The sequence below is a fragment of the Rothia nasimurium genome, from assembly GCF_928392795.1.
In the GTDB taxonomy this organism is placed as follows: domain Bacteria; phylum Actinomycetota; class Actinomycetes; order Actinomycetales; family Micrococcaceae; genus Rothia; species Rothia nasimurium_F.
Window position 1 is genome coordinate 43,726 of sequence record NZ_CAKMTJ010000003.1, and the last position, 25,437, is coordinate 69,162.

Genomic DNA, 25,437 nt, shown 5'->3' on the forward strand with positions numbered 1-25,437 from the left:
AATGGCTTTGGTCGGAGTAAGCGAGCATGGCAAGCTCACTGTGGGAGAAAAAACCCTGGGAGAACTCGCTCGTGAGGCAGGTGAGAAAGCTAAAGTAGAAGCCTCACAGATAAGGTTGCCGGAGTTCTTGCTCTTTGCCTCACTGATTTACGGGCAGCCTGTCACAGGGGTGGGCCTGCCCTTTAACCAGCTCATGGTATTTGTAATTGTTGGTTACGCGTTAACCCGCAAACCTGTCTTTGAGCTGGGTAAGTGGTCGAGGCTTTTTATGGTGCTTGGGCTGCTACTGGCCTATGTTGCTGTGGTGTCAGCTTTTGCAGATCCGAGCGAATACGCTGCTGACTGGATGAGACGCTTGCTGCGTTTGATTGCTACTACCGGGCTAATCTATGTCATAGCGGTAGGGCAATTACACCTGAGATCGGCAATCTTGGGGTACTCTACCGCCTTGCTTGTTAACGCTGGACTATTTTTTGCAGGTCTTGCACAAGATAACTATGGTGGGTATCTTACTGGCTATCTAGGAGATAAAAACTATGCAGGTCTGGTCCACGCTTTATTTGCCCTGCTAGTAATGACTACTCTCATTAAACGTTGGCAGCAGATTGTAGTACTTATCGTTTCGTCCTTCTTACTCTGGGAAACTGGCTCGCGCACATCACTGGCAGCTCTTCTCTTCGCGTATTTATGGATTGTGCTTGCACCTCGTCTGGTACCCGTGGCTAAAGTAGCGCTTCTTGGAGCGTTCTGGTGGGCAATTGGTTTTGTTACCGAGGATTTCGCAGACTCTTCAGTGTTCGGTGATCGAAGCGGAACAGATGCACTGCGCGCTCGAATTGATGAAATGTCATTGGCTAAGGTTCATGAAACTGGATTTTTTGGACAGGGACTGGGTGAAGCTTACGTATATGACTCTACGCTAGAGCGCACCTGGTTTTTCCATAACTCCTACTGGGCAGCCTTCGTTGAAGGCGGGTGGATCTGGGCCGTTGGGCTAGTGGCACTTACTTTGCTAGTTTTCGTACGTCCTTTATCGAAAAATAACGGGTGGACTACCCATCAAATCATCAGCCAAGGGGTAGGTATTGCTCTGCTAGTATGCGCGTTACGCCTTGGAGAAGTTTTCTATACCCTCCCGTGGGCTATATGTCTGGGATATGCGATAAGAACATGGGTGGTAGCACAGCGAGAGAATCGGTCTGTTGATTTATTTGGGTATGATCAGAAGATACGTGACCGGAAGGTATAGTACGTATGGAATTTTATATAGCCTCTAACAATGGTGAAATTGGTGGTGGGGAAGTGATGCTTCTTCACATTGCGCGTGCTGCACGATCGCTGGGTCATAAAATCACAATTATTGGTCCTGCTCAGCCGGCAGAACTTATTGAAGCAGCCCAAGATGAAGGCTTTTCAACCGTCACAATACCTGCTACTAACCGCAAAGCCTATATGCTTGGATTGCGAGCCTGGCGTGCCCGCAACAAACAAAAGTTATTGTGGTGTAACGGCCTTGTTCCCGCACTAGCAACCGCCGGTGACAAAAATAGGATTGTTCACCTACACCAGCTCCCTACAGGTTTGCAGCGCCAAGCTTTTACCCTTGCGCGGCAGGGAGCAAAGAAAGTACTTGTACCCAGCCACCTCGTAGCTTCTCGTATTAAAAAAAGCCTCGTATTTGAGAACTGGGTTACCGAGGTGCCGCAAAAAAGGAACCTGTGCTTAGAGGGGGACACCGTACGTTTAGGGTTTCTGGGGAGACCTTCCCTCATCAAAGGCACTCATACTTTGGCACAGGCCATAAAATCTCTAAATGAAAACGATAATAAGTGTCATTTTCAGCTCGTAGTTGGTGGTGAATCAAAATTTATCGACGAGAAAAGTGCAGATCAGATCGATAAATCATTTGCTGAACTAGGTGATGACGTAACTCTATTAGGATGGGTTGCCCCAGAAGAACTCTTTTCGCAGATCGATATTCTTGTTGTCCCATCTGAGATTGAAGAATCTTTTGGGCTGGTAGCTATCGAAGCTATGAGTGCTCATCAGCCACTTATTATTTCAGATGCCGGTGCGCTACCTGAAGTTGTGGGAAATACGTATCCCTGGATTTTTCCGCAAGGTAATATAGCTGAACTTGCAACTAAGGTTATGGATTTGACCCATCAAATTAGAACGGATAAAAAAAATACCGACGAACAGTTAGCAGCCAGTTACTGGCGCTGGCACGAGAATTACTCACCTGAAGCTGGAAAAGAGCGCCTTCGAATTCTACTTGAAACACTTGAAAGAAACTAAATAAACTATGAGCACTTACTCAGCTGCCGTTATTATCCCAACAAGGGGAGGCGCCACTAAACTGCATTTTCCTCTCGATGCCTTGGAACAACAAACTGAAAAAGATTTTCAGGTCATCGTAGTCATCGATGGCGATATCGACCAATCGGCTGAAGTCGTTCAAAAATATATTGACCGCGGTACCCTTAACCTTTCAATGATTGTCTTCAAGGAAAACCGCGGACGGGTTGCAGCCCTCAACGCTGGGCATCGAGCTGCAGATGCAGATGTGCTTATTAGATGCGACGATGATCTTCAGCCAGCTCCTCACTATGTGCAGCAGCACCTTAGCCACTACAAGGACGGCAGGCAAGTAGGGGTTATCGGTATTTATAACAATATCTTCCCAGAAACACCTTATGCACGAGTCTACGGCCGTTATCGCGATCAGAAGTTCAGGGAGGATGCCTACTCTGCCGAGCAGACCAAGCGATGGATATATTGGGCAGGAAATGTCTCTATGACACGTGAGCTCTTTAACCAGCTAGGGGGCTATGATGAACGCTATCGTTTATACGGTTGGGAAGACGTAGATATGGGGTATAGGGTGCACGGAGCAGGTGCTGAAATTATTATTGACCCTGAACTAGCTACCCCTCATTATGTTGCTGCAACAACCACAGCTATACGAGCCAAACGAGCACTTTACTCCGGAGCTGCTCGTAACCTCTTCACAAAGAAGCATGGATCTCTAAGTCTCCCCCCTGTATCTCCAGCAGGACTGTGGGGGGTAGCTGTACGAATACTTGCTCGAGTAAGCACAGAAGCTAGCGTAAAATTGATGGGTAAAACGGTTGATGCAGTAGCTGAAAAAATACCTACTTCTCTAGCTGAAAAGCTCATTTCCCTCATCGTGGAATCAGCGAGCTATGCAGGTATCAACCACCCTCACCGTGCACAGAAAACCTTCTAATCGAAAGAGCCGCCCCATGCGTCCTGATCATGAATCGCCTGCCACGAAGCGGCCCCCAATCGCTATAGCCCATGATTACCTCACTCAACGCGGCGGCGCTGAGCGAGTAGTACTTGCTCTTCACAAGGCTTTTCCTGATGCTCCCATCTACACCACCCTTTACGACCCTGAAAATACCTACCCAGAATTTAAAAACTGTACAGTTATCACCTCACCTCTTAACAGGGTTTCGCTTTTTCGTAAAGACCACCGCTTAGCATTACCCTTACTCCCTTACTTTTCGAGTAAGCTCCGCGTTGATGCAGAAAAAGTTGTTGTTTCAAGTACCGGTTGGGCACATGGCTTTGACCTACCGCAACGAAGCTTCGTCTACTGCCACTCTCCGGCCCGGTGGATTTACCTTACCGACCAGTACATGGGGCACCGAATCAACAAGGGAATCGCCAGAGTCTTCAAAATGATGCGACCTTTCCTACGTCAATGGGACCGCAGGGCCGCTAACCGTCATTCTCACTACGTTGCAAATTCATCAACGATTCAGCAGCGAATATTTGATGTTTACGGCAAACGCGTTAACATCATTTTCCCCCCTTACTCGATGAGCGACCAGGGCAAGCAAGAACCTATTCCGGGGCTCGAAGAGTTCATGAAGGATGGTTACTTTCTTATCGTCTCTAGGCTGCTGCCCTACAAGAATGTGCAGTACGCAGTTGAGGCTTTTGCGGGGAGCAACCAAAAGCTCCTGGTGATTGGTGCTGGCCCCATGAAAAACGAGCTCGAAGCCCAAGCAACCGAAAACGTGGCTTTCGCATCGAATCTATCCGATGAGCAAATGCAGTTTGCCTATGCGAACTCGAAAGCACTTTTGGCTGTATCTCATGAAGATTTTGGTATCACTCCGCTTGAAGGTGGAGCATTCGGTAAGCCTACTATTGCACTTCAAGCCGGTGGTTTCCTCGACACTATTGTTGAAGGAAAAACCGGGATATTTATCAAAACCCCCAGCGCAACAGATATCAGGTTGGCTGTGGAAAGTTTCGAAGAAAAAAACTTTTCATCTCAGCAGATCAAAGAACATGTTCAGCAATTTAGCGAGGAACGCTTTATCGCTCAAATTAAAGGTCAGCTTAATAACCTATAGCAACAGGTCCAGTAGCGGCAGGGGAGTGAACGATACTTTCAGTTCCTCCCCTTGGCCAGGGACATTTACAGGGGTGTATTTTCTTCTGTAAAAATTAGTCCCTGTTGCTCTAGCGAGTCGAGAAAACTAAAAACACTCTCTGCCACAGTCTCGCGGGGCACCCCATAGATATCAGTTATTTCAGCAATAATCGCTTCCGTGGTTGTTGCTTCCTCTAGAATTTCCCAAATGACGGCACTCGGGCCGTTGAGTACAGCAATCTCTGAAGTGTTCAGGTTTGCCACGTAGGATGCGTTATCCGCAATAGCATCATGTTCGAAGCTAAGCACAAAAGCTACATGGGGAGCGCGTCGGTACAGGGTAGACACTTCTTATTTCCTCCGTGACAGGTTGAGAACTGCAAAACGGCTAAAGAACTTTTCCCAAATTTCCTTTTTGCTAGGTTCATGCCCCAGTTCCATCGCAAGGTGATCCTTATTAACAAGGAAGATGCTAATCAAGACGTGGAGCTTTTCTTTGAGCCCCTGCGCATGGTCAAACCGTGCTTTCCAACGGATATGGTCAGGAGTATCTTCTGAAACAGATTTCCAGAGAAGATAGTCAGGGTGACGTTTGAATAAATCTAGTTCGCCCATAGCTGCGGCAAATGCTACCTCGGCTTGTAGGTCAGGTAGGCGCTTACGCATTTCATCCCATTCACTGGGGGAGAGCGTTTCTTCCAGATAAGTGATATCAGGGTTCATAGTAGCAGTGGAGCGAGCACCATGTACTACTACAATGATGCGGGAATCAACCAATGAGGGTAGCTGGCAAGGGTAGTGAGCGATATGTCTCGTACGGCGTTGAATCCACAGCGTCTCGAAAGCTGATCCGTCGGAGTTCCCAATACCCGGAAAATAGCGGTGTATATCGACTAACCCCCATGATCCGTGGTAGAGGGTCATAGCATGTTCAAAAATTGACCCGGTTTCAAAGTGGGTAAGAATTCTCCAGCCATCTGCCAAAGCCCCCTCAACGAACCGATCAAGATGTTCTGGTCGCACTAGTAAGTCAACATCAGTGCTTGAGCGGCCTGGGCGATACACCTCATGTGCGAAGGCATACCCTTTGACATGAAGAACATCAACTTTTAGGCGGTTAGCAAGGTGCTGAAAATATGCATGCGAAAGCTGTATGCGGATGGGAAGCGGGACATCCTGGAGCTGCATTGGCATATCCGTCATTATGTTTTATCCTCAGTCAGTTTACGGCTTATAGGAGCCTGTTATACAGTTTATGCCAGCTAGTAGCGAATGCTGAGCTGGCATAAACCGTAACGGCTCTTAGAGATTTAGTTAGGAGCTAGTCTTAGCTTTCTTCTTCCTTTGGCCCTTTTTCTTGCCGTCCTGAGCGTCCTGACCATAGTAACTGGTGTATGCTCCCGTTGAGCTGTACGCAAAGCCGTAGTAGGAATTGCCCAACCCCGTACGAGGTGCCCTGTTAATCACAACTCCCAGGAGCGTAGCGTTTACCTTACGAAGGTTAGCTGCTGCTTCTGCAAGGTTCTCCTTGCGAGTCTTCCCGACAGTTCCAACAAGAACAACGCCGTCAACGGCTGTTGAAAGTAGAGTAGCGTCAGTTACAGGGAGTACCGGGGGAACATCAACAATGACCGTGAATTCGCTGGAGAGCTCTGAAATAAGCTGGCGCATCTTATCTGAGCCAAGAAGCTCAGAGGGATTAGGGGGAATACGGCCGGCAGGCAAAATAAAGAGCTGAGTATCTTCAAACTGACGAACTGCATCAGCTAGCTCAACTTGCCCAGCTAGCACCTGGGTTAGACCAACCTTTGAGTCAATCTTGAACTTCTTCGCAATGGTGGGACGACGAAGATCAGCATCGATGATAATGACAGGAGCACCGGCATCAGCAAGCGCCCTGGCAATAGAGGTTGACACAGTTGACTTGCCTTCGCCCGGTTCGGCAGAAGTGACAATCAGAGATTTGGGCGGGTTATCGACGTTAACGAACCGGAGATTGGTGCGCATCTGCCTGATAGCCTCTTGAGCTACATGGTCGTTGTTAGCGCGTAGGATATTTTCTTCGGTGAGCTCGTCAGAGACCGGAAGAACCCCGAGCACACCGGCCTCTGTTGCCTTAGTGGCATCGTCGCGGGTGCGGAGCTTGGTATCAACAGTTCGTCGCAACAAAACAGTAGCAAATACAAGAGCCAGTCCTCCCGCAGCGCCTACAAGAATTAGTTTTCTTGTATCAGGGCTGATGGGAGCAGAGCTTAACCCTGCGTCTTCCAAGGGGATAACGCGAACAGTACTTGACCCCTCCAGATCGTTAACTACCTTAGCAACTGCTTCGAGCGAGCTATTAGCGAGTGCTTGAGCAGTCTCTGGGGTACTTCCAGTGGCTGTCACTCTGATAAGAGCTGAGCTGGCGTCTACAGCGGCAGTAAGGTTGCCCTGTACCTGACCACGGGTAAGGTTAAGCTCCGGGTTAGCTGCAATAATTTCGTCAGCTACGGGACCGCTGTTAACAAAGGCAAGATATGCATTAGCCTTTTCTTTAGCTGCAGCTGAGCCTGAGATAACGTCACCGATTCCGGCGCCGTCGCCTACGGTGACGTATCCCGTCGAAGAAGAAGAATACACGCGAGGCTGCAGTAAAGAATAACCAAAACCCAGAAGTGCACCGACAACGAGGCCAATCAAGAGAAGTTTCAGGTTGGCGCGGAGCATGCGCAGGAAATCAAGTATGGTCATAGATGCCCTAAAGGATAGCAGTGGAACGAGTCAGGGGCTGGTTCTGCCCCGGACCCCGACAATTATTCTAACAACGAATACCCCAGGCAAAGAGGTAACAGAGCTCAGTAAGAGTATGGCTGACCCCACTCCTTCAATCTGCCTGTGTTTTCGAAGTTATTTTAGAAGGCTCAGCAGGTAAGCGCCGTAACCGCTTTTAACGAGAGGCTGGGCTAGTTCTTCAAGACGAGCATCATCAATCCACCCCATGCGCCAGCCGATTTCTTCGGGGGATCCGATGGAGAGACCCTGACGGGCTTGCACAGTACGAATGAAGCTAGTTGCATCTGCAAGAGAATCAAAGGTGCCGGTATCGAGCCATGCAGTGCCGCGGGGAAGCACTTCTACCCGGAGCTTTCCTTGCTCAAGATAAATGCGATTAAGGTCGGTAATTTCTAGCTCACCACGAAGCGAAGGCTTAATGGCTTTTGCATATTCAACGACGTTGTTGTCGTAAAAGTAAAGACCGGGAATCGCATAATCACTCTTGGGACTTTCCGGCTTCTCCTCAATCGAGACGGCCTTGAAGTCCTCATCGAATTCAACGACTCCATAGGCAGTCGGGTCTGCAACGCGGTAGCCGAAAACAGCTGCGCCATCGACATTGTTGTACTTGCGAAGTTGAGTGCCTAGACCGGGGCCGTAGAAAATATTATCGCCCAGTACCAGGGCAGCAGAATCGTTGCCGATATGGTCTTCCCCCAGGATAAAAGCCTGGGCTAGACCGTCTGGGGAGGGCTGAACCTTGTAGCTGAAGTTAACGCCGAACTGAGAACCATCCCCCAGTAGTCGCTGAAACTGTTCCTGATCCTGCGGGGTAGTGATAATCAGAATATCCTGAATACCCGCGAGCATGAGGGTAGAGATGGGGTAGTAAATCATCGGTTTGTCGTAAACCGGAGTGAGTTGTTTGCTGATGCCGAGTGTAATGGGGTGGAGGCGTGAGCCGGTACCACCTGCGAGTAAAATTCCCTTCATACCCCTATTCTGGCATGAACACCACATTTTCAGGGGCTAGCGGAAACCCAAAATAGGGTGATGTGCCACTACTGTTAGAGATATGGGAAATATTCTTGTTACCGGCGGCGCCGGCTTCATCGGTTCTAACTTCGTCCACTACCTGGTAGATAACACTGACCACAAGGTCGTAGTGCTCGATAAGATGACCTACGCTGCCAACGAAATGTCACTCGCCGGGCTGCCATCTGACCGCTTTGAGCTGGTTAAGGGCGATATCGCCGATATGGACGTCGTTGACCCCCTGGTCGCGCAGGCGGACGCTGTCGTCCACTATGCAGCTGAATCACACAACGATAACTCGCTCAACGACCCCAGCCCCTTCATCCACACTAACCTTATCGGTACTTTCACCCTGCTTGAGGCTGTGCGTAAGCATAAGACCCGCTACCACCACATCTCAACAGATGAGGTGTTTGGTGACCTCGAGCTAGACGATCCCGCTAAGTTCACCGAAACTACCCCCTACAACCCGTCCTCCCCCTACTCCTCAACCAAGGCCGGCTCAGACCTTCTGGTCCGTGCCTGGGTTCGTTCCTTCGGTATTGAAGCAACGATTTCTAACTGCTCCAATAACTACGGCCCCTACCAGCACATTGAGAAGTTCATCCCCCGCCAGATCACTAATATTCTGGCCGGCATTAAGCCCAAGCTCTATGGCGAAGGTCTGAATGTGCGCGACTGGATTCACGCCTCTGACCATTCTTCAGCGGTGCACACCATCCTCGAAAAGGGCAAGGTCGGTGAGACCTACCTGATCGGTGCTAACGGGGAAGAAAATAACATCACCGTTCTGCGCACTATCCTGCGCCTTATGGGCCAGCCCGAGGATGCCTTTGAGCATGTCGTAGACCGGCCCGGTCACGACCTGCGCTACGCCATCGACGGTACTCGTCTGCGTGAAGAGCTGGGCTGGGAGCCCCAGTTCACCAACTTTGAGGCAGGTCTGGCAGACACCATCGCCTGGTACACCGATAACCGCACCTGGTGGGAGCCCCTCAAGGCAGAGGTTGAAGCCAAGTACGCAAAGGCAGGCCAATAATGCCCAAAGAATTGGCCGTTCACACAACGGATATCCCCGGTCTACTTGTCATTGATATTCCCCAACACGGTGATAATCGCGGCTGGTTCAAGGAAAACTGGCAGCGCGAGAAAATGGTTGCTGCGGGTCTGCCAGACTTCGGCCCTGTACAGAACAACATTTCTTTCAATGCAACCGCAGGTACGACCCGTGGCATCCACGCTGAACCCTGGGACAAGTACGTCTCGGTAGCCACCGGACGTATCTTCGGAGCCTGGGTTGATTTGCGAGCCGGAGAGTCCTTCGGAAAGACCGTAACCGTTGAGCTCGGCCCCGACACCGCTGTTTTTGTTCCCCGTGGGGTAGGCAACTCCTTCCAGACTCTGGAAGACAACACAGCCTACACCTACCTGGTCAATGACCACTGGTCAGCGGACGCCCAGGGGGAGTACTCCTTCCTCAACCTCGCCGATGAGACCGTAGCGATTGACTGGCCGATTTCTTTGGATCAGGCAGAGCTTTCTGAGAAGGATAAGAACCACCCCCGGCTTGCTGAGGTAGAGCCCCTTGCTCCTGCCCCTTTGTTGGTGGTTGGCGCTAACGGGCAGCTGGGGCGCGAGCTGGTCAAGCAGCTTGAAGCAACCGGTACCCCCTACATTGCTGCGACTCGTGCGGAACTTGACCTGGCGCGTCCTGATAGCTGGGCTTCCGCCTACCGCTGGCGTTCGCTGCGCGGCATTATCAATGCGGCAGCCTACACCGCGGTTGATCAGGCAGAGACTCCCGAAGGGCGCGCGGACGCCTGGGCCGCCAATGCGAGTGGCGTTGCGGCTTTGGCTAGGACTGCGGACGAAGCCGGTATTCCGCTGGTACATGTTTCTACCGATTACGTTTTTGATGGCTCCCTGCCCTTAGGCGAAGAGTACGCAGAGGACGCCCCGTTGGCACCTCTCGGTGTGTACGGCCAGTCAAAGGCTGCCGGTGAGATGGCTGTTCGCTCGGTACGCCGCCACTATATCGTGCGAACCTCTTGGGTCATGGGCGACGGTAAGAATTTCATTGAAATTATGAAGTCGCTGGCTGAACGCGGAGTGAACCCCACCGTGGTGAACGATCAGTATGGCCGCCCTACCTTCACCGAGGACCTTGCTGGAGCAATTCTGCACCTAGTAGAGAACAACTGTGAGTTTGGTACGTACCATGTTTCGAATACAGGCGAGGCTGTGACTTGGGCTGACATAGCAAAGATTGTTTTTGAGACTACTGGGAATTCACCTGATCGAGTATCACCTGTTACTACCTCTGAATATTTTTCAAATATTGAGGTTTACGCGCCACGTCCAACCAACTCTATGATGAATATATCTAAGATTGTTGAAACTGGGTTTACTCCTCGTGACTACAGAGATCTAATCAGTGTATTTATCAAGCCGTAGATTCTATGTAGCGATATAAATATTGTTTTAAATTTTGTCTAACATGAAGGGGGAAGGAATGACTAGCCCTAAGGTTTCAATTATTGTAACTGTTTATAACAGGGTAGATTTTTTGCGCGAAACAATCATTTCTGCACTGAATCAAAGTTGCAAGCCCCATGAAATTATTATTGTTAATGACGGTTCAACTGACCCAAATGTATTGGAGTCGCTAGAGGAATTCGAAAGTGATCAGTGCAAGGTTGTTAGTATAGATAATCGTGGGCCGGCTGGCGCAAGAAATTACGGGAGAACCCTTGCTACTGGAGATTATCTAATTTTTCTAGACGATGATGATGTGATACTTGAGTCATATATATCTGATAATATAAATAATATAGTCGAGAACAACTTGGATGTTTCATATTCGAAGGCAAGCTTGTTGACTTCCGAAGGAGAACAAATTCCGTGGGACTTGCCGCCTTTTGATAAGCGCCAAATAATTCTCGATAATTGTATTTATATTTCAGCAATTATGAAATCATCATGCTTTGATGCTGTTGGTGGGTTTGATGAAAATTTTATCGAAGGACACGAAGATCATGATTTCTGGGTTCGAATGGCTTCGAGGGATTTTAAAATCGGGCGTGTTGAAAATCTAGGATTTTTATATCGTCAAACAGGACGAGGTGTGAACGGAAAATATGCAGGTAGTATCGATTCAATGGTGAATATAAATACTGCTATATCAAAGAATTCACCAGAAATTTATGTAGATAACATTGATGTTCTGTGGCGAGAAATTATTGAGTTAAGATTAATGGTGAGGAGATATCAAAGAATTTATGGAAAAATTGATTCCGCAAGAATTAGATGTGGTGAGCTTGTCAGGTCTATCAAGCAAAAGGTTTTAAAATAGATTATTATGGACAGGTTTAATTCAAAATTTTCTGTTGTCATTCCAACACTCCAGCGCTCGGATCTTTTGCCTCAGGTCGTGAATCTCTGTGATAGTCACCCACTTGTAGGTGAAGTTATCATTATCAATAATGAGCAGAAACCTCTGGATTTTGATAGCCCAACGGTTCGTGTGGTGAATCTAGAGCAAAATATTTTTGTTAACCCTGCATGGAATATGGGTGTGTCACTTGCGCGTCATGATTTGATAGCCCTGGTCAATGATGATGTTCTTTTTCAGCCAGTTGCATTTGATGTAGCCCAAAAAGCTTTGACTAGAGGATTCTTTGGGATTGTTGGGCCGGATCGATTGGCATTCACGGTTCCTCCTGGTTCCCCCCGCGTTAGATTGCCTAGGTTTTCCCCCACCACATATGGCTTTGGAACTTTTATGTGTATGGAAAAAGAAAATTACCATGAAATACCGAGCAACCTGAAGATTTGGGGTGGTGACGATTTATTGATTCAGTCTCAGAAAATGCCCCCTGGAGTAATCGTCGGGGTGAAATTTGAGACTGACATGGGAACGACATCGGGCTCAGCTGAATTTTCTGAAATGAAAAAAACAGAATTTGCTGAAAGAGACCGTTTGCTGAAAATTTTAGAGGGAAAACGTTGGTGGCATCGACCGCTAGATTGGTATAATAGGGTGCGCCCAATTAAGGATTGGCTTGTTCAAAAAATTCACAAGTATGGGTTTCAAAAATAACCATAGGGTTTATTGGATATCCGTGGGCATTATTTTCGAGAATATTTAGGTGAGATTTACTCTTTAGAGCAGGCGATGTCTGTTGTTAGGCGGGGTCAAATTAGCCGATCTCCTTGATATCCAGATGGACTTTCTGTAGCATGAGTTGGGCTGTTGTGTTAACAGCTAGAAAGCCAAGGCAGTGGAATGCCGGTGGGAAACCTCGGTAGGTCCGGAACTGACGGTGGCTGGTTAGAAAGCGATTTCTGGCGCCAGTTCACTACACCACTTGGCGCATCGACAACTAACCACAGAAAGGATGGCCCTCATGTCAGAGACCATCAAGATTTCCGCAACCGTCCGCACCGACTTCGGTAAGGGCTACGCACGCCGCATCCGCATGGCAGGCGACATCCCCGCCGTCATCTACGGCCACGGCGAAGAGCCCAAGCACGTCGTACTGCCCGGTCACGCAACCACCCTGGCAGCCCGCGTCCCCAACGCAATCCTCGACCTCGACATCGAAGGTGACTCACACCTGGCCATGATCAAGGACATCCAGCGCCACCCCATCCGCCCCGAACTGCAGCACATCGACCTGCTGACCGTTAAGCGTGGCGAGCGCGTTGAAATCGAGGTTCCCGTACACGTTGAAGGCGAGCCCGCTGTTGGCGCCGTTGCAAACCAGGAAGAAACCGCTCTGCTCGTTGAAGCAGACGCCCTGAAGGCACCCGAAGCTCTCGTTGTTAACATCGAAGGCCGCGAAGCAGGTGCCCACGTTCACGCTTCCGACGTTGAACTGCCCGCTGGCGTAACCCTCGTAGCAGACGCAGAACTGCTGGTCGTCAACATCTCAGAGCCCGAGGAACTCGACGTACCCGAGACCGGTGAAGAGGGCGAAAACGCTCCCGAGGGCGCAGAAGCTGACGCTCAGGTAGACGAAGCTAAGTAAGCTCTATAGCTACCTCACCCTTTATAAGGCCCGTACCGTAGTCAACGACGGTGCGGGCCTTCTTGACTCGCTACACTTTTTGTATGCTTACCGCATTCTTGCGCCCTAGGAAAGGCGAAAATATGTCAGATGCATGGCTAATCGTAGGTCTGGGTAACCCCGGCCCCGAGTACGCAGCAACCCGTCACAACATCGGGCAGATGGTGCTCGATGAGCTCGCGAACACTGTGGGCGGCAATTTCAAGAAGCACAGTAAGGCACGAGCCCAGGTACTTGAAGGACGCCTCGGGGTGGGGGGTGCAAAAGTTGTGCTGGCTAAGCCCCTGACCTACATGAACGTATCGGGCGGTCCGGTATCTGCACTGGCCCAGTTCTACGGTATTGACCCTGAAAAGATCATTGTGGTGCACGATGAGCTCGACATTCCTTTTGACTCCATCAAACTAAAAATTGGTGGGGGAGAGGGCGGCCACAACGGCCTGCGCGATATCACCAAGGCTCTGGGAACTAAGAACTACTACCGGGTTCGTACCGGCATCGGCCGCCCTCCTGGCCAGATGCAGACCGCTGATTTTGTACTGAAGCCTTTTACAACCGCGGAGAAGAAGGATCTTCCTTTCCTTATTTCTAATGCAGCTGATGCCGTAGAGATGCTGATCAAAGAAGGCATATTGGCTGCTCAACAGCGCTTTCACACATTATAAAAGGAGAAATTTCTGAGTAGTATGAACATTGGCTACTTTTCATAGATGCTATTCGGTATTGGAGACTTAATTTTATTATCACCTGTAGCTATTTAGGAATAATTTTACTTGCAAGCTGCGAGGTAAACGCTCTTTCTCCCTCAGTGGCTCTAAAGTAAGGTCTTCGTCTATCGTTTTTTGTTCACCTAATGGCCCTTCAAGGCCAATAAATCTGCGGCGTGGAGCAATATTTTGTATTCCGTTCAACAGAGTCTGAGCTGAATTTATGGCTGAAAATCTACTAAGTGCTTTTTCGTAGGCAGAGGAACCCACGTTTTTGCGAATGTTCTTATTAAGAGCTCTGTCAAGATTTGTTTCCCACTGGCTATCTTCACTCACAAACCCATCAACTCCATCGGAAATTGCTGAACGGAAAGGCTCCGTTGCACTTGCAAGTGTAGGCGTACGAACGAGTGCCGCTTCAAGCCACTTGATTGCTGACTTAGTATCTGGTCCCCAGCGCTCGCCAGCGACTGGTGCGACCACTAGATCCATTTGGTTGATCCATTGGGGCAAATCATTCCAATCCATAAGAGGAACCTGGATAATTCGGTGGCGAAATTCTTCGAGATTTTCATTCCAAGGTGTTATACCATACATAAACAGAGTGGATTTAGCGTCTGATCGAAGGTAATTTAAAACAGCTTTTTCGGCTATTGACCAGTGCTTGTTGTGGGTGCCTGAGCCAGACTGAAAAGCAATTCTTGTGCCGCCAGGAAGACGAGGTACCTTATGGGCTTTTTGGGAGGCCTTCAGGCAAGCCGGATGAATCGGGTTTGGAGTGTGAAAAGATGGCATATTCGCAAAATGACCACCACGGGTAGCTAACTCTCTCGTGGAACCTAACATAAAGTCGCAACCGTGCATAAGGGTCTGCATGGCTTCTGTGTTCCGAAGCTCTTCCTCAGTTTGCGTGTCAAATTTCACCCAGAGTGGATCATCAACATCAAATCCAACAATCAAATCTGGATTCTTCGTCTGAGCCTCGGCAAGAGACTCGAGAAGGTTAGGTGTGGCCCAAGCTCTAAAAAGAATTACATGGCTTGCAGATAATAAATTATCAAGCAGAGTTGGGGAGTCTGGGTGAGCTAAAGACACCTCTACTCCTAAGGCTCGTAAGCCCGCGCCGAGTGCTTGAACTCGATATCGTGCTGGGGCTCCAGAGGTTTTGTGGGTAATAAAAAGAACATGTTTAACTTCTGCCATGTTAAATATCGTACCTTTTCTCCAAATTTTTTGGTCAGGATGAGCATAACTATAGCCCTTGTGTTACCTTCTGACATAGCTAGCCCTAACTACCAATTCCGCCCCACAGGGAATAGGCTAGAAAAACATGCCGTTATACCAGGCGTACCCAACGGAAAGGCAAAGACAGTGGCTAGCAGCTACCGCACCCCAGCCGGGGCAGAGCTCACCAACGAACTCGTCACCGAACTTCGCAAGGACTACCCCATCCTCAACCGCGAGGTCAACGGCCACCCCCTGACCTACCTCGATACCGGTGCCACCAGCCAGAACCCCCTGCAGGTCCTCGACGCCGAACGCAACTACTACCTTGGTGCCAACTCCGCCGTCCACCGCGGTGCCCACACCCTTGCCGTTGACGCTACCGACGCCTTCGAGGACGCCCGCCGCACCGTAGCCTCCTTCGTTGGCGCCGCAGAAAACGAGCTGGTCTGGACCTCCAACGCCACCGAAGCCCTCAACCTGCTCACCTACTCCTTCGGCAATGCGTCCGCTGGAATCGGTGGGGACGCCGCCGCCCGCTTTGCGCTGGGAGAGGGCGACGAAATTGTCACCACCGAGCAGGAACACCATGCCAACGTCATTCCCTGGCAGATTCTTGCAGCCCGCACCGGTGCCACCCTACGCTACATCCCCGTCACTGATGAGGGCCTCATCGACTACGAAGCTGCCGAGTCCATCGTCACCGACCGCACCCGCGTCCTATCCTTTACCCATGTCTCCAACGTGGCAGGCTCTATCACCGACGTCGACTTCATGGTCTCACTCGCCAAGAAGGTCGGGGCCCTCACCGTGCTGGACGCCTGCCAGTCGGTACCCCACATGCCCGTCGACGTGAAAAAACTCGGCGTAGACTTCGCAGCTTTCTCAGCCCACAAGATGCTCGCTCCCACCGGTATCGGAGCCCTCTATGGCCGAAACGAGCTGCTTGAAGCTATGCCCCCCTTCCTCACCGGTGGCTCCATGATCACCAAGGTCACCATGACCGAAGCCGAATGGATGCCCGCCCCCATCAAATTTGAGGCAGGAACCCAGCGCGTTTCCCAGGCCGTAGCCTGGGCTGAAGCCGTACGCTACCTCCAGCACCTGGGCATGGAGCAGGTGCATGCCTGGGAGTCCAAGCTCGGCCAGCTCCTCGCCGAAGGCGTAAGCTCAATCTCCGGCGTCCGCCTCATCGGCCCGGCAGCAGGCCAGCCCCGAGCCGGACTCACCTCGGTACACGTCGAAGGCGTGCACCCCCACGACGTCGGCCAGCTCCTCGACGAAAAAGGTATCGCCGTGCGCGTAGGCCACCACTGCGCCCAGCCCCTGCACCGGGCTCTTGGCATCACCGCCTCAACCCGCGCCAGCGCCTACATCTACAACACCACCGACGACGTAGAACGCTTCATCGAAGAACTCGCTAAGGTGCGCCGCTACTTCGGCTACACCGACTAAAGATAAGCGCAACTAGCCACCACACCGTGAAAGAAGGACACCGACTATGAGCGGCCTTGAACAGCTCTACCAGCAAATCATTCTGGAACACTCCAAGCAGCGATCTGGCGAGGGCCTCATCGACCCCGCTGACGGAACCCGCGCCGCAACCAACCACCAGTACAACCCCACCTGCGGCGACGAAATCAACCTACGCGTCATCCTCAATGACGACGGGAACACCATCGACTCCATCTCCTGGGAAGGCGACGGCTGCTCTATCTCTATGGCAGCAGCCTCCGTACTCTCAGAAATGGCTCCCGGCATGAGCACCCAGGAATTCCAGAAGCTCGTCGACGACTTCCGCGAAATGCTCCGCTCCCGCGGCCAGGTTGAACCTGACGAAGAAGTCCTCGGCGATGCCGCCGCCTTCGCAGGCGTCTCCAAGTTCGTAGCCCGCGTGAAATGCGCCATGCTCTCCTGGGTAGCGGCCGAAGAAGCCACCAAAGAAGCAGCCGTCTAACCCGATATAAAATCCCAGCTCAGCGCACAGAACCCACCTCCAGCGTCCGCCTCACCGGGCGTAAGGGGGTGGGTTTCTTGTTACCCCAACCACCCTCTGACCTGGGCTGTCCCCCAAAGTGCCCCCGGTATCGTCCTTACCTTGCTCCCCACCTTAACGTAGGGTTAAGTGGAGAAACACACCTGTACTAGCGCGTTCGCACCGCGCCCACACGCACACTCTGGGGGACCCATGAACATTGGCTATGCCGCCGGCGCCTTCGACCTCTTTCACGTAGGCCACCTGAATATCCTGCGCCAAGCTAAGAAAAACTGCGACTACCTCATCGCCGGAGTGGTCTCTGACGAAATGTTAGAACTCACCAAGGGCCGTAAGCCCATCGTGCCCCTGGCCGAACGCATGGAAATCGTCTCCCACATCGATTTCGTAGACGAAGTGCGTGCCGAAACCGTGGTCGACAAGCTCGAAACCTGGGAGCAGGTGCGCTTCAATACCTTCTTCAAGGGCGACGACTGGAAGGGCACCCAGCGCGGCATCGACCTGGAAAACCGCTTCGCTGAGGTCGGCGTGCAGGTAGTTTACTTCCCCTACACCGCCCATACCTCCAGTACCAAGCTGCGGGCAGCACTCGAAGCGCTTAACACCCCTGTCGCCGCTGCTGCGTAACTGCTTCCTGCCCTAGAGCAAAGCCCAGACATAATGAAGGACGCCCCGCCCTCCTTCCCCTTGAAAGGGGAGTGGAGGGCGGGGCGTCCTCGGTATCTACGGGCTCTTAGTAGTTAGCCTTGATGTACTCTTCGGCGCTGGTGCCCAGGGCTGAGAAAACGCGGCCAATCTGGGGCTCAGCGGCAGCAGCGATCTTCTTACCGACCAGGGGAATGGAGCACTTGACCTCGCCGTCGACCTTAACCTCGGTGGTCTCACCGGCAGGGGTCAGGGTCTGGGTTGCGTTACCGGTAACGGGGATACCCTTGACAGTGACCTCAGAAACTACGGTGCGGGAGCCGTCCGCTGCGGGGGCTGAGACACGATCAACCTGAGAAACGGTCACACCGTTTGAAACGCCGGGGAGCTTTTTCGCCATATCGGGAATGCGGTCTGCAGGGATAGCGCGCACGGTGGTGGCGGTGAAGGCACCGGCACGGTCACCGTCAACCGAGAAAGACTCGAATGAGATACGGACCTTTTCGCTGGCGAAGCGAGCGAAGTTCTCATCGGCAAAGGCACGGATGACGTTGTCGATAGAAGCGTTGATAGTGGTTGAACTCTGAACAGCCATGGGCTCTCTCTTTCAGGGCGGTGATAAAGCGGTCGAGCCCTATTCTACGGGGTTAGCTTCAGGGCATGGAAGCTAGGGGCAGCTTTGCTTACTGAGAGCGGAATCCGGCAATAATCTGGGCGGTCCGGCGGATAAAACCGCTGTTATAGGCTGTGCCCAGGGCCTCTAGCTCGGCTGCGAGGTTATCTGAGGCCTGGTCGCTACCGGGCACGCGGTAGGTTCCCCGGAGCGAACCGGGGTCGGCAAAGGCCGCGTCCAGCTTGTTTCTCAGGTCTTCGGGGCTGGTAACAACGATAGCCTCACCGTGGGTCTCCATAACCCGGGAGAACTCGACCTGGTGGTTATCAACGACCTCATCGAGCTCAGCCACACGCGGCACAGCCAGGGGAATAGCCCCGACCTCACGGGCATCGAGAATTGAGCCCGGGCCGCCCTGAACCAGCACCACCTTGGCAGCCCGGTAAAGGTCGAGCAGGTCGGCCCGGGGCATGCGTTCGACGGCGTCCGCATGCTGGGGAGGCGCGGTGAAACCGTGCTGCACCAGAGCAGTAATCTCTGGCCGATCTGCCAGGTAGGAATCAACCCACTGAATCAGCCGGTCAAAATGGTGATGGTCGGTGCCCAGAGACACCACCAGATCGTAAACCTTAGCCTGGGCGGCGTCGGGGCGCGGGTTTTCTATCACGGCAGCCTCCTAGAGAATATGGCCGATATTGACGGCTTCGGGGAAGGTTTTCTTCTGCTCATCCCACTGCACCACAAAGAGGTCGCTCATGGGGTAGCACATGCGACCGGTGAGGGTAGGCATGGTGATACGGTCATAGGCCTCAATGAAGACAGTTTTGATGCCTAAGAGTTTGGCGATTAGGAAGAAGGGCACAGCGACCGCGGCTCCCGTAGAGACCACCGCATCGGGCCGCTCCTTACGGAGCACCCGCCAGGCTACCCCGATATTACGAATAGCGTTGGGAATGTTGCGGGTGGTGGGGAAGTGCACCCAGTAGGTGCGCTCGCCCTTTAGAGCAGCTTTGACTTCGGGCAGTTCGAAGGTGGCCCAGGCACGGTCGTGTTCTTTCCAGAATTTATCGAGGGCAATGAGCTGGGCCAGGTGGCCGCCAGCGCTTGCGGTGAGGAGTACTTTCATGGCTGCTTATTTCTGGGTGGGTGCGTCGAAGTAGACGGGGATGACCTGGGTGGAGCTGGCCGGGGTGAGCTCGTCGAAGAGTCGCTGGGCGCTCTTGACGGTGCTCTTTGAGGTAAAGGGTAGCAGCAGCACGCGGGTATGGTCGGCGGCAAGCAGGACCTTTGAGGCCGAGGCAGACGCGGGGGCATCGATGATGACGGGGGAGTTCTGCTTGATGTGGTCCTTGAGGTTCTCCAGGCCCAGGGCGTTGAAAGTAGCGGCGTCGGCGATGCTGTAGTTGCTGTCGGTGAGGACGCCGGTGAGCAGGGAGGTCAGCGAGGCTGCTGCGCGGGGGGTGGGGGAGAAGATGGTGATGCCGCGCAGATCGGCGTTCTTGAGGCGGCCGTCTGCTACGCCGATACGGCGCAACAGCTGGGTTGCTGATTCGGTTTCGGCGCCGCGGGCAATGATGGAGACGGGAGCCCCTGAGATTTCTGAGAGGCGCTCTGAGTAGCCCAGGGTGCGGTTGGTGCGGTCTACAACGTAGGCTGCGAAGATGCCGATGAGCAGGCCCATAGCGCCACCGATGAAGATGGTCTGGGCCAGGCTAAAGTTTGAGGGGGCGTCGGGCACCTGGGCCTCTGAAATGATGGTGCCGCTGTCGGTAGAAGTTGCTTCTAGGGTCAGAATTGCCTGGTCAACGAGGGCCTTATCCATACCGTTAGAGACAGCGTCGATGTTCTCTCGGGTCTCTTCTCGGCTGGCACGCAGGGTATCTGATCGATGGGCCAGGTAGGCGCGGGCAACGGTGTTGGCGATATCTGCTGCCTCGTTGGGGTCCTTGGCATTGACGATGATATCGAGGATAGTGCTATTGGAGTGCCCCGCTGCGGTGACCTGGTCTTTAAGGTCGGCTACGTCCATACCCAGCTCGTCGGCTGCGGCCTGCAGAACCACCCGGGAGGAGGCGATGGCTTCTTCGGTGTCCATGTCGATGGAGTTGAGGGCAGCACGCAGGCCACTGGCGCCGGCGCTGGGCTGGGTGACGTTGATGACGGCCTTGGACTCATAAGAGTGGGGCAGGGCTAGGCCGGCGACTGCACCCAGGGCAGCGAAGATGAGGGCGCTGATGAGTACAACGATTTTGTGACGCAGGATGCGGCGGACGGCGGCCCCCAGCGAAATGGGGGTAGCCTGCTGGTCGTTGGCTCTGGCTCGTGAGGAGCGTTCCATGTGTGTTCCTTCCCTAGGAGTGTATGGGCCTAGCGGCGAAGTTTGCGAGTGATTGATGCGACGAGAGTTTCAAGACCGACTGCTCGGCGAAAACGGTAAATTAGGGCTAAGTAGAGGGGGACAAGGAGCAGCGCGTAGGCAGCTAAGGCTAGCAGACTTTGCCCCCATAGCAGGATGGTCAGCGCTGCCCCCACACCCGGTGTAAGGGCTGCAAGAGCCATAATTGGCAGGACTTCGGTGAGACGGGGGCGGATGCCCAGCTTGCCGTAGACCTGGGCTGTAGCGAGACCACAGTCGGTGAGGACGGCAGCCGCCCACGCGGTTGCTGCCCCGGCCAGCCCCCAGAGAGGGATGAGCGCCAGGTTCAGCACAAGCGCCACCAGCAAAGCCGAAAGCTTGTTGTAGAGCTGCCAGCGGGCGCGTCCGCTCATCAGGAGAACCGACTGCACACCGCCTGCCGCCATCTGCACCAGCATCGCCGCCCCAATGATAAAGAAGAGCGGGGCACCTGCCGTAAAGCCCTCACCGAAGAAACCCAAGAGAACCGGGCCAAAGGCGGCGAGAGTAATGAAGAAGGGCCAGCCGACAGCAATCAGAATACGGGTAGCCGAGACAAAAATCTGGCGGGCTCGGAGCTGGTCGCCGGTAGCGATAGCCGCTGAGATATCGGGGCCGGTAACCACCCGGGCGATGTGCTCAACCATAGCACCAACCCGCACACAGCGATTGACGGCACCGTAGATACCGCTAGCAGCGGGCCCCAAGAAGAGACCGATGAGCAGCACATCAACCCACTCCAGCACTGCTTCGACCATAGCCGATACGCCGCGAGCCGAGCTAAAAGCCCAGAAAGAACGGGCCGACTCGGGGGCTGCCACAGCGGTAGGGGACACCTGCTCAACCGCAAGGTGACGAGCCGGGTAGCTGGGCACGTCCTCCTGCTGGGGCATATATTTCCGTACCCAGAGCGCAGCTACCACAAAAACCACCAGAAGGGGCACAGCCCAGGCAAGCGCCAGATAGGCAATAGCTCCCGAGAAGGCCACCGCCAGTAACACTGCACCGATACGCAAGGTCGGCAGCAGGGCAGACTGCAAGAAGGTGAACTCAACCGTGTGCCCCAGCCCGCGCAGGGCACCAAAGCACAGGGTCATCCAGGCCGCCACCACCACAAAGGGGGCTGACACGAGAACTGCGGTGCGGACGTCCGCCCCCAGATTCGGGGTCACAGCCGGTAGCGCACAGAGCAGGGCGGCTACAGCCAGCACCAGGGCAATGACGGTGGCCGGCCCGAACGCAAAACGCATGAGCTGGGGCAGGCTAGAGTAGCGCCCCACGGCACGCTGGGCGCTCATGGTACGCACCAGACCGGTGTCGGCACCGAATACGCAGAGAGAAGTAGCAATCGCGAAGAAAGCCATGACCTGGAAGAAGGCGCCGGCCCCGGCTTCGCCCACCCCGTTAGAAACGATCAGGGTAGCCACGAAAGCCGCAGCAGAACCGTACATCACATAGAGGGAGGAGAAAGCCCCGCTCCGAGCAAGAGAACGAGCCATCACAAACCCTCCCCGTACATACGAGAGCGCATCATCAGCGCCACCGACAGCATCAGGACGGTCAGCTGGATCACGTCAAAAGAGTAGAAGAAAACAACAGCCAGAGCAGACACAATGACCGAGTGCACCCACATGCCGGTAATTGAGGCGATATTCCAGGTGTTAATCAGAACTGAAACCACATAGAGCAGGAAAAGACCCAAGCCCACGAAACCAAAGCAGAACATCAGCGCCCAGACCTGACCCTGGGTACCCATCGACACACCCACGCTATCGGCCATCTTTGAGGTGCCATAGCCCACCAGGGGAGAGCGCAGGGTGTATTCAAAGGTCAGCTCGTAGAGCGAGGCACGGCCGCCGGTGGAATCAGAATACTCCTGACGGCCCAAAATATCGCCCACAGCGCCAGAAACCAGCAGGTAGGTCACCACACCAACGCCCAGCACCGCACCGATACCCAGCGCCCGCCAGTCACCCTTGAGTAGGAGCCGGAAGAGCACATAGGCAAAAGCTGACCCCAGGCCAATGAACATACCCCGGTTAGAAGTAGCCACAGCGGGCACCAGCGACAGGGCCACCGCAAAACCAAGCCCCAGCTGAATCTTCTTCGAGTGCACACCGGTCATCACCGCAAACACCACAGGGGTCAGCAGCGCATAGGCCAGGCCCCAGGAGTTAGCGTAGGGGAAGGGCGCGGACGGGCGGATATAAGCCACCTCAGCGCCCCAGGGCCACTGCACTTCAGCCATGGGCGGAAGCACATAGTCCTTCACCAGCTCGTTATTAAGCAGGGCCCCCGGCAGAATGAAACTCATCGGGGTCGGCAGACGGAAATCGGGGAAGGCTAGGGCCAGGTACCCCAAAATCACCACTGTGAACCAAATCGTCAGCAGCCCGCCCAGCATAATGTGGTTGGGAATGCGCTCGCGGGCATTGAAGAAGTAGAGGGTGTAGATACCTACGTTAAAGATGTTCATATAGCGCTGGAACCAGCCCAGGAATTCCGATGCGGTGTCAATCGAAACAAGGCAAACTATTCCCCAGAACATGAGGGCAAACCAGATCCACATGGTTGAATGCACCAGTACATGGCGGCGCATGACCATGAGCACAATCATGCAAGCAGCAAGAATAGTGGGGGCGAACTGCATGAGACCCATGGCCCAGACCAAAGGAAAGCCGTAGAGCAGGACCAGGATAGGCCATGCTGGCAGGGGAGCCCCGGCTGTGGGGGCCACGGCTGATAAGAAGCGATTGTGGCGGTGAGTTGGTGTCAGCACGGTCATGAGCTTTAAAGGCCTCGACCAGTCTTATTGACAGCTGCCAGGAGAGCAGAAGGGCTGACCAGCCCCAGGGCAACAGGAAGCGCTGCCCAGGCACGTAGCTGGGTGGGATCACGACGCAGGGTGGACCGCACGTAGGCTAGGGAGAGTTTTTTGTTGCCCAAAGCTGCATGAATAAAGGCAATCTGCCCCGAAATACGGGCCAGACCCTTGGGGTCGGTCTCAAATTCGGGGAACTTGCGGAGCAGGTAGGTAAGACCCGCGGCCATGTTCTCCCACTTACCGGCAAAAAAGGACGGCCGATCCCAAAGAATCAGGACCAGCGGCTTTTCCACCGAGTAGATATCGCCGAACTTAGTGGCGCGCAGGAGCAGGTCGTAATCCTCACCGTAGGCAGCCGGTAAGTCCTCATCAACCAGCCCCACGCGTCCTAGCAAATCTGAGCGGCGGTAGAGCATCGCCGAGGGGTGAATCTCAGTAATGCGCGAGCGGAGAAAATCTTTAAAGGTAGCGCGGGCAGGGGCAAACCGGTCGATATCCTTACCGCCGGAGCGCACACGAATACCCGAAGAAATAGCGATGGCGTGAGGGTGGCGATCCCACAGCTCTAGCTGGTCAGCGAGTTTGGTGGGCAGCCAGTAGTCATCGTCGTCGCAGAAGCCAAGAATCTCTCCGGTTGCTGCCTCAATACCGGTGTTACGGCCACCTGCCAAGCCCTGGGGGCGGGCGTTGGGGATAGCGCGCAGCGAACGGTTCTCAGGAACAAGGACGTCGGTGAGAGGGTCGATATCAACGTGGTCAAAGACTACCAGCACCTCAACATGACCGGTGTAGGTCTGGTCGAATAGAGCGGTAACCGCGGTACGCAGTAGCTCAGGACGCTTACCATTGGTCGCGATAATAACGGATACACTCTGCATTAGGCACCTGCCGGCTGAGCAAGAGTAAGGAACTTACGACGCATAGAGAGCAAGACAGTGGCCGCATTGGCCGCAAAGAGCAGGCCGTAGACCAGCACAAAGCCAAGCCCGGTACCCCAGAAAATAAAAATCCAGCAGAAGGTACCGGCGTCCATATGCAGGTTAACGAAAGAACGGAGGGTTCCCCCGGTAGCCGGGGCAGCGGTACCCCGATTATTGCGTAGCTGTTCAGCCAGAATCTGGCTCATAAAATGCCCGGTGACCAGCACCGTAAAAGCAAGAGGAAGCCACCAGAGCTGCCAACCGGTCCAGGGGAAAGCCTGCGGATACTTGATAAAACCCACCAGAATCGTCAGATGCATGGCAGGGGTGCGCATAGCATCAACCACATGGTCGAGCCACTCACCGGCAGGGGAGGACGCCCCTGTCACACGAGCAACCTGGCCGTCCGCCGAATCCAGAGCGTAGCCCAGCGCGAACAGCAGAGCTACCCCCACACCCAGTAAGAGAGAAGGCGGGAAGAAAATCATCAAGAGCATACCCAACACAGAAACGGTGGCGCTGAGAGCTGTGACCCCGTTGGGGCCAAGACCAATCTTGACCGCAGCCGCAGCAAAGATACGGGCAACACGGCGGTTGACCCAGCGAGTATAGGCGGGCACCCCGACCCCGGACTTCTGGGCAGAATTCAGTTGCGTCAGTGTTTCCCTAAACCCACGGGGGGCCAAAGTGCGAGTGCTAGTCATAAACCCTAGTTAATCCTTGAAAGTGTGTGCGAGACGGGCGTGGCTCTGAGTCTTAGGCAGAGCTACCACAGTGCGATGGTTAGGAGCTCAAACGAGAGGAACACGCCCGAGTACTTAATTTTAGGTGAACAACTGTG

26 protein-coding genes are annotated in these 25,437 nt (G+C 53.5%); 13 read left to right on the top strand and 13 right to left on the bottom strand.

Translation table 11 applies throughout. From position 1 onward, the window contains the following. The first annotated feature begins 1 nt into the window (after position 1). Genes L6963_RS04290 through L6963_RS04305 form a run of 4 tightly spaced genes read left to right on the top strand, consistent with a single transcriptional unit; the run spans position 2 to position 4,391 of the window. Positions 2-1,249, top strand: coding sequence for a hypothetical protein (locus L6963_RS04290; protein WP_237206688.1), 1,248 nt, complete (start codon positions 2-4; stop codon positions 1,247-1,249). A 5-nt stretch (positions 1,250-1,254) separates the two neighbouring features. Then, positions 1,255-2,298, top strand: a complete 1,044-nt coding sequence (locus tag L6963_RS04295) for a glycosyltransferase family 4 protein (RefSeq protein ID WP_237206689.1) — start codon at positions 1,255-1,257, stop codon at positions 2,296-2,298. A 7-nt stretch (positions 2,299-2,305) separates the two neighbouring features. Further along, the gene (locus tag L6963_RS04300) at positions 2,306-3,250 is read left to right on the top strand and encodes a glycosyltransferase family 2 protein (protein WP_237206690.1); all 945 of its coding nucleotides are present in this window, start codon (positions 2,306-2,308) and stop codon (positions 3,248-3,250) included. Between the two features lie 16 nt (positions 3,251-3,266). Then, on the top strand, positions 3,267-4,391 hold the full coding sequence (locus tag L6963_RS04305; protein WP_237209149.1) for a glycosyltransferase: 1,125 nt from the start codon (positions 3,267-3,269) through the stop codon (positions 4,389-4,391). 65 nt (positions 4,392-4,456) lie between these two features. Here the strand turns inward: L6963_RS04305 and L6963_RS04310 are convergent, their stop codons facing one another. The 4 genes from L6963_RS04310 to rfbA form a co-directional block, all read right to left on the bottom strand. Next, on the bottom strand, positions 4,457-4,759 hold the full coding sequence (locus tag L6963_RS04310; protein WP_237206692.1) for a PqqD family protein: 303 nt from the start codon (positions 4,757-4,759) through the stop codon (positions 4,457-4,459). A gap of 3 nt (positions 4,760-4,762) precedes the next feature. Continuing rightward, positions 4,763-5,614 carry a nucleotidyltransferase family protein gene (locus L6963_RS04315; RefSeq protein ID WP_237209148.1) on the bottom strand — a complete coding sequence of 284 codons (852 nt, stop codon included), beginning with the start codon at positions 5,612-5,614 and terminating at the stop codon, positions 4,763-4,765. A 111-nt stretch (positions 5,615-5,725) separates the two neighbouring features. Next, on the bottom strand, positions 5,726-7,144 hold the full coding sequence (locus L6963_RS04320) for a polysaccharide biosynthesis tyrosine autokinase (protein WP_237206694.1): 1,419 nt from the start codon (positions 7,142-7,144) through the stop codon (positions 5,726-5,728). Positions 7,145-7,300: 156 nt separating this feature from the next. Further along, entirely contained in the window at positions 7,301-8,161 is an 861-nt protein-coding gene (gene rfbA / locus L6963_RS04325; protein WP_237206695.1) for a glucose-1-phosphate thymidylyltransferase RfbA, read from the bottom strand. A gap of 82 nt (positions 8,162-8,243) precedes the next feature. Here rfbA and rfbB point away from each other — a divergent pair, with 82 nt between their 5' ends. The 6 genes from rfbB to pth all read left to right on the top strand — a co-directional run bounded on the left by rfbB (position 8,244) and on the right by pth (position 13,937). After that, positions 8,244-9,242: a dTDP-glucose 4,6-dehydratase gene (rfbB, locus tag L6963_RS04330; RefSeq protein ID WP_237206696.1), complete on the top strand. Its 999-nt coding sequence runs from the start codon at positions 8,244-8,246 to the stop codon at positions 9,240-9,242. Beyond that, positions 9,242-10,657 (top strand): dTDP-4-dehydrorhamnose reductase, encoded by a 1,416-nt coding sequence (gene rfbD, locus L6963_RS04335; protein WP_237206697.1) that lies wholly within the window; start codon positions 9,242-9,244, stop codon positions 10,655-10,657. The genes rfbB and rfbD overlap by 1 nt, the downstream gene beginning before the upstream one ends. 58 nt (positions 10,658-10,715) lie before the next feature. Further along, positions 10,716-11,555 carry a glycosyltransferase family 2 protein gene (locus L6963_RS04340; protein ID WP_237206698.1) on the top strand — a complete coding sequence of 280 codons (840 nt, stop codon included), beginning with the start codon at positions 10,716-10,718 and terminating at the stop codon, positions 11,553-11,555. A gap of 6 nt (positions 11,556-11,561) precedes the next feature. Then, positions 11,562-12,302, top strand: coding sequence for a glycosyltransferase family 2 protein (locus L6963_RS04345; RefSeq protein WP_237206699.1), 741 nt, complete (start codon positions 11,562-11,564; stop codon positions 12,300-12,302). A 307-nt stretch (positions 12,303-12,609) separates the two neighbouring features. Further along, positions 12,610-13,233: a 50S ribosomal protein L25/general stress protein Ctc gene (locus tag L6963_RS04350; protein ID WP_237206700.1), complete on the top strand. Its 624-nt coding sequence runs from the start codon at positions 12,610-12,612 to the stop codon at positions 13,231-13,233. 122 nt (positions 13,234-13,355) lie between these two features. Continuing rightward, on the top strand, positions 13,356-13,937 hold the full coding sequence (gene pth / locus L6963_RS04355; protein WP_237206701.1) for an aminoacyl-tRNA hydrolase: 582 nt from the start codon (positions 13,356-13,358) through the stop codon (positions 13,935-13,937). Positions 13,938-14,015: 78 nt separating this feature from the next. Here pth and L6963_RS04360 read toward each other — a convergent pair whose 3' ends face one another. After that, positions 14,016-15,182 (bottom strand): glycosyltransferase, encoded by a 1,167-nt coding sequence (locus L6963_RS04360; RefSeq protein WP_237206702.1) that lies wholly within the window; start codon positions 15,180-15,182, stop codon positions 14,016-14,018. Between the two features lie 168 nt (positions 15,183-15,350). On the opposite strand from L6963_RS04360, the gene L6963_RS04365 reads away from it, so the two are divergent. From L6963_RS04365 to L6963_RS04375, 3 genes are all read left to right on the top strand, one after another. After that, positions 15,351-16,658, top strand: a complete 1,308-nt coding sequence (locus L6963_RS04365; protein WP_237206703.1) for a SufS family cysteine desulfurase — start codon at positions 15,351-15,353, stop codon at positions 16,656-16,658. Positions 16,659-16,704: 46 nt separating this feature from the next. Further along, the gene (gene sufU / locus L6963_RS04370) at positions 16,705-17,160 is read left to right on the top strand and encodes a Fe-S cluster assembly sulfur transfer protein SufU (protein WP_237198667.1); all 456 of its coding nucleotides are present in this window, start codon (positions 16,705-16,707) and stop codon (positions 17,158-17,160) included. A 231-nt stretch (positions 17,161-17,391) separates the two neighbouring features. Then, positions 17,392-17,826, top strand: coding sequence for an adenylyltransferase/cytidyltransferase family protein (locus tag L6963_RS04375; RefSeq protein WP_237198666.1), 435 nt, complete (start codon positions 17,392-17,394; stop codon positions 17,824-17,826). 106 nt (positions 17,827-17,932) lie between these two features. Here L6963_RS04375 and L6963_RS04380 read toward each other — a convergent pair whose 3' ends face one another. The 8 genes from L6963_RS04380 to L6963_RS04415 all read right to left on the bottom strand — a co-directional run bounded on the left by L6963_RS04380 (position 17,933) and on the right by L6963_RS04415 (position 25,216). Then, positions 17,933-18,439: a DUF2505 domain-containing protein gene (locus tag L6963_RS04380; RefSeq protein ID WP_237206704.1), complete on the bottom strand. Its 507-nt coding sequence runs from the start codon at positions 18,437-18,439 to the stop codon at positions 17,933-17,935. Between the two features lie 88 nt (positions 18,440-18,527). Beyond that, on the bottom strand, positions 18,528-19,124 hold the full coding sequence (locus L6963_RS04385; RefSeq protein ID WP_237206705.1) for a glycosyltransferase: 597 nt from the start codon (positions 19,122-19,124) through the stop codon (positions 18,528-18,530). A gap of 9 nt (positions 19,125-19,133) precedes the next feature. Continuing rightward, positions 19,134-19,583 carry a PssD/Cps14F family polysaccharide biosynthesis glycosyltransferase gene (gene pssD, locus L6963_RS04390; RefSeq protein WP_237206706.1) on the bottom strand — a complete coding sequence of 150 codons (450 nt, stop codon included), beginning with the start codon at positions 19,581-19,583 and terminating at the stop codon, positions 19,134-19,136. Between the two features lie 6 nt (positions 19,584-19,589). Then, positions 19,590-20,795 (bottom strand): YveK family protein, encoded by a 1,206-nt coding sequence (locus L6963_RS04395; protein ID WP_237206707.1) that lies wholly within the window; start codon positions 20,793-20,795, stop codon positions 19,590-19,592. A 29-nt stretch (positions 20,796-20,824) separates the two neighbouring features. Beyond that, positions 20,825-22,351, bottom strand: a complete 1,527-nt coding sequence (locus L6963_RS04400) for a lipopolysaccharide biosynthesis protein (RefSeq protein ID WP_237206708.1) — start codon at positions 22,349-22,351, stop codon at positions 20,825-20,827. After that, a complete protein-coding gene (locus L6963_RS04405) occupies positions 22,351-23,637 on the bottom strand; it encodes an O-antigen ligase domain-containing protein (protein WP_423816799.1) in 1,287 nt (428 codons plus the stop codon). The genes L6963_RS04400 and L6963_RS04405 overlap by 1 nt, the downstream gene beginning before the upstream one ends. Positions 23,638-23,642: 5 nt before the next feature. Beyond that, entirely contained in the window at positions 23,643-24,554 is a 912-nt protein-coding gene (locus L6963_RS04410) for a glycosyltransferase family 2 protein (protein WP_237206710.1), read from the bottom strand. Further along, the gene (locus tag L6963_RS04415) at positions 24,554-25,216 is read right to left on the bottom strand and encodes a CDP-alcohol phosphatidyltransferase family protein (protein WP_237206711.1); all 663 of its coding nucleotides are present in this window, start codon (positions 25,214-25,216) and stop codon (positions 24,554-24,556) included. Before L6963_RS04415 ends, L6963_RS04410 begins: the two co-directional genes overlap by 1 nt. Between the last annotated feature and the right edge of the window lie 221 nt (positions 25,217-25,437).